This window comes from Carnobacterium sp. FSL W8-0810 (assembly GCF_038007125.1).
Classification (GTDB): domain Bacteria; phylum Bacillota; class Bacilli; order Lactobacillales; family Carnobacteriaceae; genus Carnobacterium_B; species Carnobacterium_B inhibens.
This window is the reverse complement of sequence record NZ_JBBOWO010000001.1, coordinates 1569385-1585048: the sequence shown is the minus strand read 5'-3', so window position 1 is coordinate 1585048 and position 15664 is coordinate 1569385. Positions and strand designations below refer to the sequence as shown.

14 protein-coding genes are annotated in these 15664 nt (G+C 35.2%); 4 read left to right on the top strand and 10 right to left on the bottom strand.

The window, feature by feature from the left end; all coding sequences use genetic code 11:
- Window positions 1-9 precede the first annotated feature (9 nt).
- The 4 genes from NST49_RS07620 to gnd are packed head-to-tail and all read right to left on the bottom strand — an operon-like array spanning window position 10 to window position 3880.
- Window positions 10-840 (bottom strand): PTS mannose/fructose/sorbose/N-acetylgalactosamine transporter subunit IIC, encoded by an 831-nt coding sequence (locus NST49_RS07620; protein WP_341047873.1) that lies wholly within the window; start codon window positions 838-840, stop codon window positions 10-12.
- A gap of 14 nt (window positions 841-854) precedes the next feature.
- Window positions 855-1955: an iron-containing alcohol dehydrogenase family protein gene (locus NST49_RS07615; protein WP_341047871.1), complete on the bottom strand. Its 1101-nt coding sequence runs from the start codon at window positions 1953-1955 to the stop codon at window positions 855-857.
- A gap of 15 nt (window positions 1956-1970) precedes the next feature.
- Window positions 1971-2972: a D-isomer specific 2-hydroxyacid dehydrogenase family protein gene (locus tag NST49_RS07610; protein WP_341047869.1), complete on the bottom strand. Its 1002-nt coding sequence runs from the start codon at window positions 2970-2972 to the stop codon at window positions 1971-1973.
- A 2-nt stretch (window positions 2973-2974) separates the two neighbouring features.
- Window positions 2975-3880 (bottom strand): phosphogluconate dehydrogenase (NAD(+)-dependent, decarboxylating), encoded by a 906-nt coding sequence (gnd, locus tag NST49_RS07605; protein WP_341047868.1) that lies wholly within the window; start codon window positions 3878-3880, stop codon window positions 2975-2977.
- Between the two features lie 131 nt (window positions 3881-4011).
- Between gnd and NST49_RS07600 the strand changes: the two genes are divergently transcribed.
- Window positions 4012-4890 carry a MurR/RpiR family transcriptional regulator gene (locus NST49_RS07600; protein ID WP_341047867.1) on the top strand — a complete coding sequence of 293 codons (879 nt, stop codon included), beginning with the start codon at window positions 4012-4014 and terminating at the stop codon, window positions 4888-4890.
- On the top strand, window positions 4887-5780 hold the full coding sequence (locus tag NST49_RS07595; protein WP_341047865.1) for a Cof-type HAD-IIB family hydrolase: 894 nt from the start codon (window positions 4887-4889) through the stop codon (window positions 5778-5780). The genes NST49_RS07600 and NST49_RS07595 overlap by 4 nt, the downstream gene beginning before the upstream one ends.
- Window positions 5781-5987: 207 nt before the next feature.
- On the opposite strand, the gene NST49_RS07590 is transcribed toward NST49_RS07595, so the two are convergent.
- The 3 genes from NST49_RS07590 to NST49_RS07580 form a co-directional block, all read right to left on the bottom strand.
- Window positions 5988-7190 (bottom strand): MalY/PatB family protein, encoded by a 1203-nt coding sequence (locus NST49_RS07590; RefSeq protein WP_341047863.1) that lies wholly within the window; start codon window positions 7188-7190, stop codon window positions 5988-5990.
- A gap of 19 nt (window positions 7191-7209) precedes the next feature.
- Complete coding sequence (gene malX, locus NST49_RS07585; RefSeq protein ID WP_341047861.1) at window positions 7210-8772, bottom strand: maltose/glucose-specific PTS transporter subunit IIBC; 1563 nt, start codon at window positions 8770-8772, stop codon at window positions 7210-7212.
- 121 nt (window positions 8773-8893) lie between these two features.
- Window positions 8894-9676: a MurR/RpiR family transcriptional regulator gene (locus NST49_RS07580; RefSeq protein WP_034536926.1), complete on the bottom strand. Its 783-nt coding sequence runs from the start codon at window positions 9674-9676 to the stop codon at window positions 8894-8896.
- A 154-nt stretch (window positions 9677-9830) separates the two neighbouring features.
- On the opposite strand from NST49_RS07580, the gene NST49_RS07575 reads away from it, so the two are divergent.
- The gene (locus tag NST49_RS07575) at window positions 9831-10226 is read left to right on the top strand and encodes a PTS transporter subunit EIIC (protein WP_341047857.1); all 396 of its coding nucleotides are present in this window, start codon (window positions 9831-9833) and stop codon (window positions 10224-10226) included.
- A 408-nt stretch (window positions 10227-10634) separates the two neighbouring features.
- Here the strand turns inward: NST49_RS07575 and NST49_RS07570 are convergent, their stop codons facing one another.
- Genes NST49_RS07570 through NST49_RS07560 form a run of 3 tightly spaced genes read right to left on the bottom strand, consistent with a single transcriptional unit; the run spans window position 10635 to window position 14165 of the window.
- Window positions 10635-11648 carry a sugar kinase gene (locus NST49_RS07570; RefSeq protein WP_341047855.1) on the bottom strand — a complete coding sequence of 338 codons (1014 nt, stop codon included), beginning with the start codon at window positions 11646-11648 and terminating at the stop codon, window positions 10635-10637.
- Between the two features lies 1 nt (window position 11649).
- Complete coding sequence (locus NST49_RS07565) at window positions 11650-12300, bottom strand: bifunctional 4-hydroxy-2-oxoglutarate aldolase/2-dehydro-3-deoxy-phosphogluconate aldolase (RefSeq protein WP_341047853.1); 651 nt, start codon at window positions 12298-12300, stop codon at window positions 11650-11652.
- Window positions 12301-12335: 35 nt separating this feature from the next.
- Window positions 12336-14165 carry a glucose PTS transporter subunit IIA gene (locus NST49_RS07560; RefSeq protein WP_341047852.1) on the bottom strand — a complete coding sequence of 610 codons (1830 nt, stop codon included), beginning with the start codon at window positions 14163-14165 and terminating at the stop codon, window positions 12336-12338.
- A gap of 264 nt (window positions 14166-14429) precedes the next feature.
- Here NST49_RS07560 and NST49_RS07555 point away from each other — a divergent pair, with 264 nt between their 5' ends.
- Window positions 14430-15629 carry an enolase C-terminal domain-like protein gene (locus NST49_RS07555; protein ID WP_341047850.1) on the top strand — a complete coding sequence of 400 codons (1200 nt, stop codon included), beginning with the start codon at window positions 14430-14432 and terminating at the stop codon, window positions 15627-15629.
- Window positions 15630-15664 lie beyond the last annotated feature (35 nt).

The following is a 15664-nucleotide window of genomic DNA, read 5'->3' as shown; positions in this document are numbered from 1 at the left end:
ATTGTTTTTTTAGAAATCATCGTCATCATCATCGTCAAATCCATCAGCAGAAGTTGAGTCAGCTGCCGAAGATTTAGTTGCAGTGTTATTACGACTAAGTACAAATATTGCCGCAACCAATGTACCTAAGATAGCATAAGTCACCATTGTGATACCTAAATCTTTGAAGATCACACTTATGAAGTAAGCTAATAAGAAAAATACCATATAATCGCGACGTCCAATAACATAAATAGTTGTAGCAATACCAATAGCTGCTAGTCCGCCACCTACAACTTCAAGAATGTGTAAGAACACAGTACCTTCCAAAGTTACGATTACATCTGCAATTACTGGAGCTCCCCAATACAAAGCAATAAACACTAGTGGGACGAATAAGATGAAAGAAGCAATTGTTGGATAAAGAACAACTGAGCGAGAAATTGCACTGTGATTCAAGCTTTCAACTGCTCTATCCGTAGCTTTCCCAAGAAAAGTATTGATAAAGAAACGGAATTGATAAAGATAAGATCCTAATAAGCCTACTGGAACGGCAACAGCGATTGCTGCCTCAGGCGTAAGTTCTCCCAATAAAGCCACTGACACTGCGATTGCTGCAGCAATTGATGGTTCAGAAGGCATCGTACCACCTGGAGAGAATACCCCCATATAAATCAACTGAATAGCTGCGGTTATAACCATGGCTCCTGCAATATCTCCCATTACGACCCCAACTACTAAACCGGTCATTAATGGAGAAAAACGTAGAGTTAATGTAGCCCCACCTAGAAATGATCTTGACATTATTGCAGCGACCCATAGTGCAATAATCAGACTTTGCCATATTGATAATGTGTCCATTTTTTATTACCTCCTTATTTAGTCAAATAATTTTCTAAATCAATTAGTGCTGTTGTTAATGTTTCTTCATTTACTTGCAACGGCAGCAAATGAACTTTTTTCTTGTTATCAATTAATTTTACAATGTTTTTCAACGTACTTTCAGGCATAGGATAGACACCCATCTCTGTTAATGATTTTGGTAAATGCAACGATTCATAAAACGGAATTAATTCATCAATTGTAGACCATTTTTTTTCTAAAGCTAGCTGATAAAAAATACCATAAGCCACTTTTTCACCATGCAAGTACACATGTACCTCTGGCAGATATGCGGATATAGCGTCATGGATAGAATGCGCAGCAGTGTTTCGTGCATATTTATCACCCAAACCGCCCACTAAACCAGCTATAGCAAAAATAATTTCTGAAATATGAACAAATTCATCTGAAACATTCCCTGCTTTCATGTCCTCAATTGCTTTTTCAGATTCCGTCAACACTTTTTCTTTGCACATACGAGCAGCATAACGCGCCATTTGTAAAAACAGTTCATCACTAAACTCTTCTTGTTCCAAAATTAAATCCGACTCATACCATTTTGCTAAAGTATCTGCAATTCCAGCAATAAAGTAATTAACGGGTGAATCAATCACTAGTGCCGGGTCAGTAATAAGGAAAGCAGCTTGTCGTTTGACATGTTCTGTTTTTCCTTCTGCTAAACCATTGTCTTTATACATAACAGAAAGCGGTGCCCATGGTGCACAATTACTTGCCAGTGTCGGAATAATTCCAAACTGAGTATTGGTTAAATGACTGGCATGTAATACTAAATCGGATAATTTACCTCCACCGACTCCGATGACAAAATCAATCTTATTTTTTTTAATAATTTCTGCAATACGGTAACACTCGTTATAACTGCATTCTCCCTTATATTGCTCATAGATAATTTTTTTATCTAAATTTATCACTTTAGTTAAGAAAGGTTTTGCTTTTTCCCAAGAAATACCTCCATGTACAATTAAGATACGACTTGCAGCATGTTCTTGAAGTAGTTCTGGAATGATGTCTATTGCTCCTTCACTATATCGATAAAACTGTGGTCCAACTTTCACATTTAAGTCTTTAATCATTTATACACCTCCTCTCTATTTTAAATAAGAGCTAATCTTTTGCACTGATCTTTTTGGAAGAAGGCCTTCTGCACTCCTTTCACAATCAGTGGCACATTTATCTCCCATACCTTCAAGACATTCCATTGTATATGCCGAAGTGTGAGGAGTGATGATAACGTTTTCAAATTCAAGGAAAGGATGATCTGCATTTCCTGGTTCAACTTCTAGTACATCTGTTGCAAAACCAGCAATTTTGCCAGCTTCCAATTCATGTATCAGTGCATCCTCCTCAATCAATGCTCCTCTAGCAGTATTAGATAAATAGATATTGTCTTTCATTTTAGAGAACTCTTCTTTAGAGAGCATATGATAGTTATCGTCTGTTAAACTTGCACATATACAGATGACATCAGCTTTTTCTAACAACTCATCCAGCTCCACTTTTTTTGCACCAAATGCTTCAATCTCCACTTTGTCTTTATTGGGGTCATATCCAAGCACTTCACAACGAAAACCATAATGAAGAATTTCAGCAACTCGACTTCCAATGTTCCCTATCCCAATAACTCCTGCCGTTTTCCCTCCAAGAGCATGACCAACAAATTGAGCTCTTTCTTCCCATTTGTCTTGTACAACACTTTGGTAAGATAAGTTTGTTTGTCTCATGACATTTAATAAGTTGGTTATATTATTTTCAGCAACCGCATCTCGTTCAATTAAAGCTGGTACGATAGATACAATGGTGTTGTGTTTCTTGGCTGCTTCTAAATCAATATTATTGTACCCAATTCCATGTCTCGTAATTAACTTTAATTCATCTTTATGGTCAAAAAACTCTTGTGTAAAAAAAGGTGTTACGCTAGCAATGATCATGTTAAAGCCTTTCAATTCTTCTGCTAACGTTTTTCCATCTATATCACCATCAAAAGTAAAGCTTTGTACCTCTCCTAATCGTTGCAAACGCTCTAAATGATCTGGGAAGACTTTTCCAAAACTACTTGAATTTACAATTGCAATTTTATTCTTTCCACTCATCTTTATTGTCCCTCATTTCTCGTAACATCATGGCCACCAAATTGATTACGCATAGTTGCCACAACTTTTGCAGAAAAGCTGTCATCAATTTTTGATGCGTTGCGAGCAAATAATGAACTTGAAATAACTGGGACAGGCACATTTAAATCGAGTGCCTCAGCTACTGTCCATTTTCCTTCTCCACTTGCATCTATGATACCTTTGATATCGTCCAATTTAGGATCACTCTCAAAACTTTCTTCTGCCAATTCCATCAACCATGAACGGATAACTGAACCGTGATTCCATACAGAAGCCACTTTTTCGAAGTTGTAGTCATAGCCACCTGCATTTAAAATATCAAATCCTTCACCAATAGCTTGCATCATTCCATATTCAATACCATTATGGATCATTTTTAAATAATGTCCGCTACCAGATTCTCCTGTATACAGATACCCTTTATGACAAGCTAGCGCAGCAAAAACTTCCTCAGCTTGGTTAAAAACTTCCGCATCTCCTCCAATCATTAGACATGCTCCTTCTTGTGCGCCTTCCATTCCTCCTGACGTACCACAATCTAGAAAACCAATACCTTTTTCTTTAGCTAGTTCATAATTTTTCACACTATCCTTGAAATACGAATTTCCTCCGTCTATCAAAATATCATTTGATTGCAATTCATTAGTAAGCGTTCTCACTAATGTGTTAGTGATTTCTCCTGAAGGTGTACTTAAGAAGATGATTTTTTTATCTTCTAATTTTTGTAGCAACTCTTCTTGTGAATTTACGATAGATAAATGACTCTCAGAAGCTTTTTGGCGTGCTAGGATTGAAACATCATAACCAATAACATCGATATTATTTTCTTGCAAATTCAATGCTAAGTTTAAACCCATCTTTCCTAAACCTATAATGCCTACTTTCAAGACCTCTCCTCCTCTATGACTTTTATAGTTCCAAGTATAACAAATATTTTTTATTTGTAAAGGCTTACTATAAAAAATATTTTTTATTACTCAAAAATGTAGTATACTGTTTTTAAAGGAGTTGAAGCTATATGCCTTACAATTATTTAGAAAAACTACTACGACCGCATATGAAAAGTTTTAATGATACGGAGAAAGTCATAGCAGACCATTTCATTGCACTTGGAAATGATGTCGTGAATAAAACTCTATCCAATTTAGCATCTGACACTGGACTATCTGAAGCTACCATTTTCAAATTTGTTAAAAAAATTGGTTATGACGGCTTCCCTAATTTTAAAATTTCAGTGGCTTCTAATTTCCAAGCAATAGAAGGACGAAAAAACGAATTAACCGTTTTTTCTGACATTAGTAAAGAAGATTCTTCCTACGCTATTGCACAAAAATTAGTTCATTCGAATAAACTCGCCTTAGACAATTTGATTGCATCACTAGATGAAAAGAGAATTAATCAGGCATTAAATTTAATATACGATTCAAAGACCCTTCACTTTTTTGGACAAGGGGCTTCATCAGTAATCGCCTTAGACAGCTACCACAAATTTTTGCGGACAAGGTTTCACTGCAATTACATTTCTGATTACCACATGCAACTAAGCTATGCGACAAAGCTTGGTCCTAATGATTGTGTTTTTTTATTTTCACACTCAGGAGAGACTATCGAAACGATTGAAGTGGCAAAAATTTTGCGAAATAATCAAGTCAAAATTATTATCTTAACAGGCAATCACCACACTGATTTAGTTAAACTTTCGAGCATATCATTTGTTGTAGATTCAGAAGAATCAGCTTTTCAATCAGAAACACTCACTTCACGAATTCTTTATTTAACGATTATTGATATTCTATATGTAGCAATGATGTATCATGATGAAGCAAAAAATAAAGAATCCCTAGAAAAAATCCGAAAAGCATTGGCTGTTACAAAAAAAGGAGGGAAAAAGCGTTGACAATTAAAGCAATCGTATGTGATATGGACGGAACTCTGCTTACTTCTGATAATAACATAGCACCCAAAACGTTCAGTAAATTGATGGAATTACAAACTAAAGGTATCAAATTGATTTTGGCTAGTGGGCGTAGTTATATCCGCTTGTTGCCAGATGCTTTAAAGTTGCGTATGGATGAACATGCTGGTTTGATGATTGATGTTAATGGTACTTCCATTTATCATGTACAAACAGCTAAACGCGACAGAATTGGTCTATTAGAACGGTCTTTTATTAATGAGATCAATCATTTCTTTTCTCTCTTTACGGTAGAATTGCAATACAGTCAAGATGATACAATCTATACTTATTTACCCGATGAAATTTACACCATTAAACGGAATATCCGCGGAGAGATGCGTCTTCCAGATGATTACCCGTGGATGGGTGGAATGCACGGATGGTTATGTGATACTCGTGATGGCTACCCAAATCAATATATGATTCGCAACTTGGCAGATACACCAAGTTCTTGCAATAAAATATCCGTAGTTCAAGAACCAGCTTATATGTCCTTCGTTCGAGATACTTTAAAAAATCATCCTATTTATGACCAGTATGAATATGTATTTTCAGACAAACGTAAAATGGAAATCACAAATAAGAACATTACAAAAGGAAATGCTTTAGATCTCATTATGGAAAAACAAAACTTCCAACAGGATGAAGTAGTGGTATTTGGTGATAGTGAAAATGACATTTCTATGTTCAAAAATAAAAAGTATTCGGTTGCCATGGGTAATGCACTTAATTACGCAAAACAGCAAGCTAATTACACGACCGATAGCCATAACCATGAAGGGATATACAATATGTTAGTTCATTTAGAAAACCAAGGACTCTTCGAATAAGAGAGTATAATATGGCATAAATTGCTACTTCCAATAATTCAATTTTGTTTTTCGTATCCTGTTTCCAAGAAAATATTCATTTCAGAAAGACTAAATTAATTATAATCACTATATTTACTTCTCAATCAAAAAGTACAGTAAAGCACCTACCATAACTTTGTATGTGGTAGGTGCTTTTTACTAATTTTTCTGTTTACTTCTGTCTATTCATAATTGATTTTTATTCATTTTCAAATAATCCACAGCTTTTTTTAACCCTTCTAATCCATCCATTACTTTCTTTCGCGGACAACCGATATTCATCCGAAGGAAGTCTTTTCCTTGTACTCCATAGATTGATCCGTCCATAATAGCAACTTCTCCAATTTCGATAAGAGCCTGTTGCAGATCTTCCATCTCGAAAGGCAATCCACTGATATCGATCCAGGCTAAGAATGTTGATTCTGGGATGGTAAACTTAATTTCTGGAATCTGTAATTTTAAGTAATTAGCTACGACAGTTAGATTACTTGAAATATACTCATTCAATTCGTCTACCCAATTTTGCCCACTGCTATAACCTGCCATGATGCTTTCAATACCCATAATGCTCGCAGATGACAAACCATCTCTATTTTTCAATATTTCTAAAAAATCTTCTTGCAATCTTTTATCTGGTATCAATGCATAGGAACCTATCAGACCCGAAGTATTAAACGTTTTACTTGTGGAAGAACAGATAGCTATTTGTTCAAATTTTGTTGCCACTGAAACAACTGGAAGATGTTGATAAGTTTCTCGAACAATATCCATATGAATCTCATCGGAAATCAAAAATACATCGTAACGATCACATAACTCAATCATTCTAGTTAACTCTTCTTTTGTCCAAACTCTACCTGTTGGATTCTGGGGGCTGCACAATAAGAAAATCGTAGTTTTTTCATCAGCTAATTTTTGCTCTAAATCGTCAAAATCTATTGAATAAATTCCGTTAATATAGTGAAGTGGATTTTCTGCTATCTCTCGTTTATTCGTGCGAATCGTTTTAAAAAAAGCATCATAGGATGGAGTTTGAATGACCACTTGATCTCCTACATCCGATTTTAATTCAATTAAACGTGAGATAGTATAAATGACAGAAGGTGAATAGACGATCCAATCTAAATCAATTTGGGTTGCAAATCGTTCTTTATACCATGAGACAATTGATTGTTTAAAGTCACTATGGTTCCATCTAGTATAGCCGTATATTGGATGAGCCTCTCTCTTTTTTAGCGCGTCATTAATAACGTCAGGGACAGCAAAATCCATATCAGAAATAGTAAAGGGCAATAAATCATTTACCCCAAAACGGTCTTCTATATAATCCCACTGTGTACAGTACGTTCCTTTCCTGTCAATTATTTCATCAAATACATTTTTTCCCAACACTACCGCACCCTTTTCGTTAGATTAATCGTTCTAATTGATTTTTTAATGAAGCTACTTGTGTTCCGATGATGACTTGAAGATTCTGGTCGTCTAATTTCATCACTCCCAATGCTCCATTAGCCTTTAATACTTCTTCATCAACTTCATCCATATTATGAACCACTAACCTTAATCGAGTAACGCAATTGTCCAATGAAGCAATATTTTCGGTACCACCTAAAGCAGATAGAATAACGGGAGCATCATATTTCCCTTTTTTCTTATGACCTAACTCTTTTTCTGAATAATTTGTGTCATCTTTATTAACGAGTTCTCTTCCTGGTGTTTTTAAGTTAAATCTCTCAATAGCAAATTTAAAGACGAAATAATAGATAGCAAACCAAGCTGCTCCTACTAATAAAACTAAATACCATTTTGTTTGGTTTCCTTGTAATACACCAAAAATAAGGAAGTCTAAAATTCCTCCATCGGTATTTCCGATTTTAACATTCAGTAAAGCCATTACCATAAAACCTAATCCAGTCATAATCACATGGAATAAGTACAATAATGGAGAAACAAATAAGAATAAGAATTCAATCGGTTCGGTAATCCCGGTTACAAAAGTTGCTAAAACACCAGAAATCAATAATCCTTTAATTGCAGCTCTATTTTCAGGTCTAGCTGTTTTATACATGGCTAATGCGGCAGCAGGCAGACCGAACATAAAGGTCGGCATTTTCCCTTGTGATAGAAAAGCGGTAGCATCGGCACTGATCGGAAGTCCTTCTTGCAGTTGAGCATAAAAAATATTTAATGCACCTGAGACAGTATTGCCATCTACGATTTGTGTTCCACCAGCTTCTGTAAAACGAATCATCGATACTAGAATATGATGTAATCCAGTTGGTAATAACAGTCTTTCTCCAGCACCAAACAAGAATGGGCCAAAGCTCCCAGCACTTTGAATTAAATTTCCAATACCTGTAATTGCTGCTCCAAATATTGGCCAGATCATTGGCAACAGCAGACCAACTATACTTAAAACTAAAGATGTAATGATTGGCACAAACCTAGCTCCACCAAAAAATGCGAATGCATCTGGCAATTGAATCTCAGAGAACCGTTTATGTAGCGATGAAACAACAATACCTACAATAATCCCACCTAGAACACCCATTTCAATCGTTTGGATGCCCATTACCATTCCTTGCCCTGCTTCTCTCAAAAATTCTGGATCAGCCAAGATATTGGCTTCAGTTAGATAAAAATTAATGGATAAGTTCATGATGATGTATCCAACTAGTCCAGAAAATGCTGCTACTCCTTTATCATAGCGGGCTAGTCCTAAAGGAATCGCCATTGCAAACAAGACAGGTAAATACGTAAAAGCAAATCCGCCTATAGTAGATAAAAAACGGAAGAATAATTGCAAATACTCATTGTTAAGAAAAGGCATGATTTCAAGAGTCGTTGCACTTGTAAATGAGCTGCCTATTCCCAACATCAATCCCATAAACGCTAATAAAGCGACCGGCAACATGAATGTTTTGCCTAAGCCTTGAAAAAACTCCCAAAAACTTCCCTTACCCTTTTTCATTATTTTCTCTCCCTTACTCTTTTGTATCTTCAAGATACCTTTTCGACACGCCTCTAGCAAGCGTTTACATAATTTTTGAAAAGTGTTACAAGAAATGTAAGGATATACAAAAAGCAACTATTTATTTGTTGTGTTGCTTGATGTACTCAATGATTACTAGATCCATTAACAAGTTAAGAGTAAATCTAGAACTCATATCAATTTCATCGTAATAATGACTTTCTGAATAAGCCATAAGGGTTAAATCAGCAAAAGATTCTATTTGACTACCTTGCGTACCTGTTAAAAGAATCAATGGTACACGCCTCTGTTTTAAAATAGTAGCATATTCTATCAGGTGTAGGGTTTCACCACTATGAGATATTAAAATAGCAATATCTGTTGGCTTTAAATGATTAGCAACCGCTCTTAACTCATCCCAGTCATTTCTAGCAGAAGCTATTTTCCCTGCAAATGTCAGCTTTCTTGCAGCCTCACTGCAAAATGAAAAAGACGCTCCTACACCAAAAAACTCCACTAATTGGCTAGCATTTAATAAATCAACTGCTTGTATTATATTTTCTGTATTTAAAGCATTCACCGTTTGATTCATTTCGTTTTTAAAACGGCTAATGTGTCTAGCTATTTCTCCAACTCCTTGTTTTTCCTGATGTTTCTCTTCTTTTGTTCCTTTGTACTGATCTAAAGCATATTTTAATTGTTGGTAACCTTTAAAACCTAATTTCTTACATGTACGGCTAACAGTAGCAGTCGATACATAGATAGTGTTAGCAAAGTCCTCTATGTTTAGTTCTGATACTTTATTTGGGTATTTCAACATGTATTCTAATACTTGAGATTCTAATGTACTCAATTCTTTTCGTTTAACCAATAATTTCTTAAAAAAGAGATTAGCCTCTGACAAACTTTCTCACTCTCCTATGTTTAATTTACTTATTAGTAAAAATAATTTCCTATCTTAATGAAGCCTACATAACATTTATATAACTATTCTATCTAACTCATCATAACTTAAAATAATAAAAATAAAAAATGATAGATTATAAAAAAGAATTTCTTTGATTTCTATTGGACTTCATCATGTATTAAACACGTACATCTATTTTGGTATGGATTCCTACACTACCGCTTCTGGTGAAGTAGTTCATGGTGAAATTACACGTTTCTTAAATGGAGATCCAACAGTGGATTACTTCATTGGCGGATTCTACTTAGTAATGATGTTCGGAGTTCCAGCTATTAAATTTGCAATTTACAAGGCTGCTAGATATGACAAAAACCAAACTAAAACAGTGATGAGTTCTGGAGCTGGTACTTCCTTTTTAACTGGTTTAGCAGGTGCTATTCTTTATTTGTTTAATATACGTCTTAAATTTTCATGGCGCGCAAGTGTGATTGATTATCTTGCAAAATTCGGAATAGCTGATAATCCACTATGGGTCATCCCAATTTGAATTATATTTTTCATACTCTTTTATTTCACATTTTTCTTTGTGATCAAATATAGAAAAGACTCTTCAAACAGAAGTTAAAGGAGTTTTGATGAACGGAAACCATGTTCAAACAATCAAACTAAAGAAACTCAAAAAAGCAGTCAAAAGTGACTGCCTTTTTGAGTTTCTTTATAATATGAGTGTAACATTTTCAGCGGAAACACTCAGTCGTTCATTTATCAGTTCAATTCAAATGCTATAATTTAAGCTACCTAGATGGTTATAATTATTTTGTATCAAATGAGAGGTGTCAATAAGTGACCATTGCTGTGTAAGGCAAACTCAACAATGACCATTTATTATTTACACTTTCTTAGAACTAAAATTTTTGTATTACTTATTAATCTATCCTCTAACTAAATTTAGTCTTCAACGATTTATTTTCCCAGTTCCTGTTTCCAAAAAATTGTTTACTTCAGAAACACTAAATTGATTACAGTCACCATAGACTGTATGTTTCAATGCAGATGCTGCTGTTGCAAAATTTATAATCGTTTGAGGATCATGTTGACATAGAAGTCCATGTAAAACGCCACCAGAAAAGGCGTCTCCGCCTCCTATACGGTCAACAATAGGATTTATATTATGACAATCAGACTCATAATATTTTTTATCCATCCATAAATTACCGGTTAAATCATTTTCAGTTGCTGAATGAATCATTCTTTTGGTTGAGTAAAAAACTTCAATATTAGGGAACAGTCTCTGCATTTCTTGATAGTAATAAACCATTTCATTTTTATCATCTGTATTTCCACTATACGTAGGAATATTTAAAATATATCTGGCATCCATATCTCCAGCTGAACAGTAATCTACATATGGTAGAATTAATTTAATTGTCTCTCTTGCCTCTTCTAAACTCCACATCTTAGAACGGTAGTTGATATCAAAACTGATCTTAACTCCAGCTTTTTTAGCAATTTTGATTAAATCTAATGTCAGATTCTTCCATTCTTTCGAAAGTGCAGGAGTAATTCCAGAAATGTGGAATAAATCAACATCTTCAAAGAGCGCATTTATATCCCATTCAATCTTTTTCATATCGCCAAAACTGGAACCCACTCGATCATAAATCACATTTGCTGATCGCTTTCCTACTCCTGCTTCCAAGTAATACAATCCTAGACGCTGACCACCAAAAAGTAACTGTGTAGTCGATACTCCATAACTATTCAGAAATTTTTTAACGGATTGACCTAAAGCATTATTGGGAACTTTGCTGGCAAAAGATACTTCATGACCATAGTTAGCAAGCGAAATAGCAACATTCGCTTCCCCACCTCCATAACAAACCTCAAATTGTTGAGCATGTGCAAGACGTTCTCCAGGATTTGTTGAGAGTCGCAGCATGATTTCACCCAGTGTTACAACTTTCTCCATATTATTTTAGTCCTTTTATTTCGCGGTATTTATCCATATATTGTGCTGCTAACTCTGTTACTTTATCAAAATCTCCAGTTTTTACTGGCTCTAATAAATTTCCACCAACTCCGACAGCCACTACGCCTTCATTGAACCACTCTGCCATATTGTCTATGCTGACACCACCTGTAGGCATGATATTTAGATAAGGCAACGGAGCTTTAAACGCCTTGACCACACTAGGACCATAGACACTTCCAGGGAATAATTTGACAATATCAACACCGCTTTTAAGAGCTGTTTCCATCTCAGTAATGGTCATACAACCTGGTAAGTATGGAATTTGATAAAGATTACACATTTCCGCAGTAGCTGGATTAAAACTCGGACTCACAATATATTGAGCACCAGCCATAATAGCTAAGCGTGCTGTTGTTGCATCCAGTACAGTCCCAGCGCCTATGACCACATCATCATGGCCTTTATAATAATCAGCCAATTCTTTTATGATTTCATTAGCTTCTGGAACAGTAAAGGTTAATTCTATGCTCCTAATTCCGCCTTTAATAACGGCATGACTCGTTTTTAAAACTTCTTCTTTCGTCTCACCTCTAAGAACAGCTATGACTCCCGCTTCTTCTATTCGTTGCAAAATATTCACTTTTTTCATTCTTTAAACTCCTTTAAAAATTATTATCTCAGTTTTTAAGATAAGGTAGCATTTCCTAATGTACTTCCTGCAAGATGTTCACCTTCAAGATTATTTTCACCTGATAACTTTTGAACTTTGTCCATATTAGTGACAACAACAATGATCGTATCATCTTTTTGAGCTTGTTTAATTTTTTCTAAACTAATATGAGCAATTTTTGTCTTAGGTGTTACGGACTCTCCTACTTTGACAAAAATATCAAACGCTTCTCCATTTAAACTCACTGTATCAATTCCCATATGAACAAGAATTTCAAGTCCATTTTCTGTCACTAGCCCAATCGCATGTTTCGTTGGAAAAATTGTTTTAACTGTACCAGAAACAGGTGAATAAATATCTCCTGAAGTAGATTTCATAGCATAACCGTCACCAATCATTTTTGTTGAAAATACATCATCATTTACATCTTCTAAAGGAACGTACAGGCCATCCGTAACGGCACTCAATTGAACTTCGTTTGAACTTTCCTCTACTATTTGTTTTGGTACTAAAAAACTAGTAATGGCAAACGAAACTCCGATTGCAATGATAATTCCTAATACTGCATAAATAAAATATTGACCAATATAAGCTGGTAGACTGAAAATACTTGATAAAATGTACCCATAAATTCTTACGCCAAAGAAACTTATGAAAGCAGAAGAAACTGCGCTACCAATAGTTGCTGCAAGAAATGCTTTTTTATACTTTGTTAGTACCCCGAATAATGCAGGTTCAGTTATACCTAGCAGTCCTGAAAATGCTGCTGATAAGATAATCGATTTTTCTTCTTTTGTTTGAACTTTTTTATATAAAGCAACCGTTGCACCGGTTATAGCCATATTAGCCATAAACATCATCGGCATTAACATGTCGTAACCTTGATTAGCAAAGTTTTGCAACGCAATTGGCGTCATAGCATGATGTAAGCCTGTAAGGATAGCGATTGGTCTGATCAACCCAACTACCACACCGGCTAAAATTGGCGAAATAGTAAACAACCAACTCACTCCAGCAGCAAGCAGATTACCAGCATGGATTCCGATAGGCCCTATTACCGTTAAAGCAATTAATCCTCCAACAAATAATGAAATCGTTGGTGTAAATACAGTACGCAATATTTCTGGTAAAACTTTGTCAACCCATCGGTAAATATAACTTAATGCTAAAACTGCAAAGATAATAGGAATTACCGTTCCGGCATAGTTAAATACAGGTACAGGAAGAATGCCGAAAAGCATAAAGCTTGAGATTTCGCCTGCTGCTGCAGCTGCAGTCATCGTTGGAAATTGTAATGTTGCAGCAATTGCAATAGCGAGATACTGATTCGTTTTAAAAATGCGTGCTGCAGATGCTGCTACAAAAAATGGCAAGAACGTAAAGACTCCACTAGCTAACATGTCAATTACTTGAAAAGTTGGAGTTTCATTAGAAATAACATTCAAAGCAACCAGACCAGCCATCAATCCTTTTATCATACCAGCACCTGCAATGGCCGGTACTATCGGTCCAAAAACGCCAGAAACCGTGTCCATAAATAAAGAAACTAATCCTTTTTTCTCACTTTGTTGATTATTGTTGCTATCTGATTCATTTTCGATACCTAATTCTTTAGCTAATACTTCATAATAATCCGCTACATTTGTCCCGATAACAATTTGCAATTGATCACTTTGAAATTTTGTCCCTACTACACCAGGTATCTTTTCTAATTCTTTATAGTTTACCTTTTCTTTATCTTTAAGATTAAATCTTAAACGAGTCATACAATGCCAAGCATTATTTATATTTGATTCGCCGCCGACATGTTGAATGATTTGTTTTGCAACGTCTTCTTTTTTCATTTGATTCCCCACCCTTTTTCTCTGTTTATTTTTTGTTTCCGTTTACAACTTGAATAATAGCACAATATGCTAAATTATAAAAACAGTCCTAAATACAGAAAAATTAGAGAAATCCTTTGATATAACAGCTTTTTTAGGTTTTTATTTTATTATTGGTCTGGTTTTTATTCATATACCTCTATCTTTTCATACCAAATTGACAGTCGCTCCTATTACATGTTTCAATATACATGTAGTCTTAAAAAAAGGAAAAGAGGTTTGAACATGAAACCAACGTTAATCACAGATATCAAAAGCTATACCATCAAACCAGATCGCCATAATTTAGTAGTAGTAAAAGTAGAAACAAATAGAGGGGTTACTGGTTATGGTTGTGCAACTTTCCAACAACGCCCATTAGCGGTTAAGGGCATGGTTGACGAGTATTTAAAACCTCTACTAATCGGTAAAGATGCTAATAATATTGAAGATTTGTGGCAAATGATGACGGTTAACTCTTATTGGAGAAACGGACCAGTAATTAATAATGCCATTTCAGGAATAGATATGGCTCTTTGGGATATTAAAGGAAAATTATGTGATATGCCACTTTATCAATTATTAGGTGGAAAATCTAGAGATGCTATTGCCAGTTATACACATGCAGTGGCAGACAATTTAGATGATCTATACGGAGAAATCGACAGTATCCTTTCAGAAGGTTACCAATACATCCGTTGTCAACTAGGTTTTTATGGCGGGCCAGCTACTGAATTGAATACACCTAAAAACACCTCTGAAGGTTCTTATTTTGATCAATACCAATACATGGATACAACCTTGAAAATGTTTGCTGCTATTCGAAATAAATATGGCAACTCTTTCCAAATGCTCCATGATGTCCATGAACGTCTTTATCCAAATCAAGCAGTTCAATTTGCTAAAAAATCTGAAGAATTTAATTTATTTTTCTTAGAAGATCTATTACCACCTGATCAAAATGAATGGTTAAAACAAATTCGTTCTCAATCATCTACTCCAATTGCTACCGGCGAATTATTTAATAACCCAATGGAATGGCAGTCTCTCGTTAAGAACCGTGAAATAGATTATATGCGTGCACATGTCTCACAATTAGGTGGAATCACACCTGCTATTAAGTTGGCACATTTTTGTGATGCTATGGGAATTCGGATGGCTTGGCATACTCCATCTGATATTACGCCAATTGGTATTGCTGTAAATACGCACTTAAACATCCATCTTCATAATGCTGCTGTACAAGAAAATATAGTAGTTCCTGAAAATACAGCTAGCCTCTTTTCACATGTACCAGTAGCTGAAAAAGGCTACTTTTATCCTATTGATAAACCTGGGATTGGTGTTGATTTCAATGAAGAATTAGCTGAAGAGTATCCAATTGTCTATCGACCTCATGAATGGACACAAAGTCGTACACCTGATGGCACAATCGTTACTCCTTAATCAAAAACTAGAAAAGACCCTACTACATATACAAA

Coding starts and splice junctions, on each gene's coding strand:
- NST49_RS07620 (WP_341047873.1), bottom strand. CDS start 840: ATGGACACATTATCAATATGGCAAAGTCTGATTATTGCACTATGGGTC.
- NST49_RS07615 (WP_341047871.1), bottom strand. CDS start 1,955: ATGATTAAAGACTTAAATGTGAAAGTTGGACCACAGTTTTATCGATAT.
- NST49_RS07610 (WP_341047869.1), bottom strand. CDS start 2,972: ATGAGTGGAAAGAATAAAATTGCAATTGTAAATTCAAGTAGTTTTGGA.
- NST49_RS07600 (WP_341047867.1), top strand. CDS start 4,012: ATGCCTTACAATTATTTAGAAAAACTACTACGACCGCATATGAAAAGT.
- malX (WP_341047861.1), bottom strand. CDS start 8,772: ATGAAAAAGGGTAAGGGAAGTTTTTGGGAGTTTTTTCAAGGCTTAGGC.
- NST49_RS07570 (WP_341047855.1), bottom strand. CDS start 11,648: ATGGAGAAAGTTGTAACACTGGGTGAAATCATGCTGCGACTCTCAACA.
- NST49_RS07565 (WP_341047853.1), bottom strand. CDS start 12,300: ATGAAAAAAGTGAATATTTTGCAACGAATAGAAGAAGCGGGAGTCATA.
- NST49_RS07560 (WP_341047852.1), bottom strand. CDS start 14,165: ATGAAAAAAGAAGACGTTGCAAAACAAATCATTCAACATGTCGGCGGC.
- NST49_RS07555 (WP_341047850.1), top strand. CDS start 14,430: ATGAAACCAACGTTAATCACAGATATCAAAAGCTATACCATCAAACCA.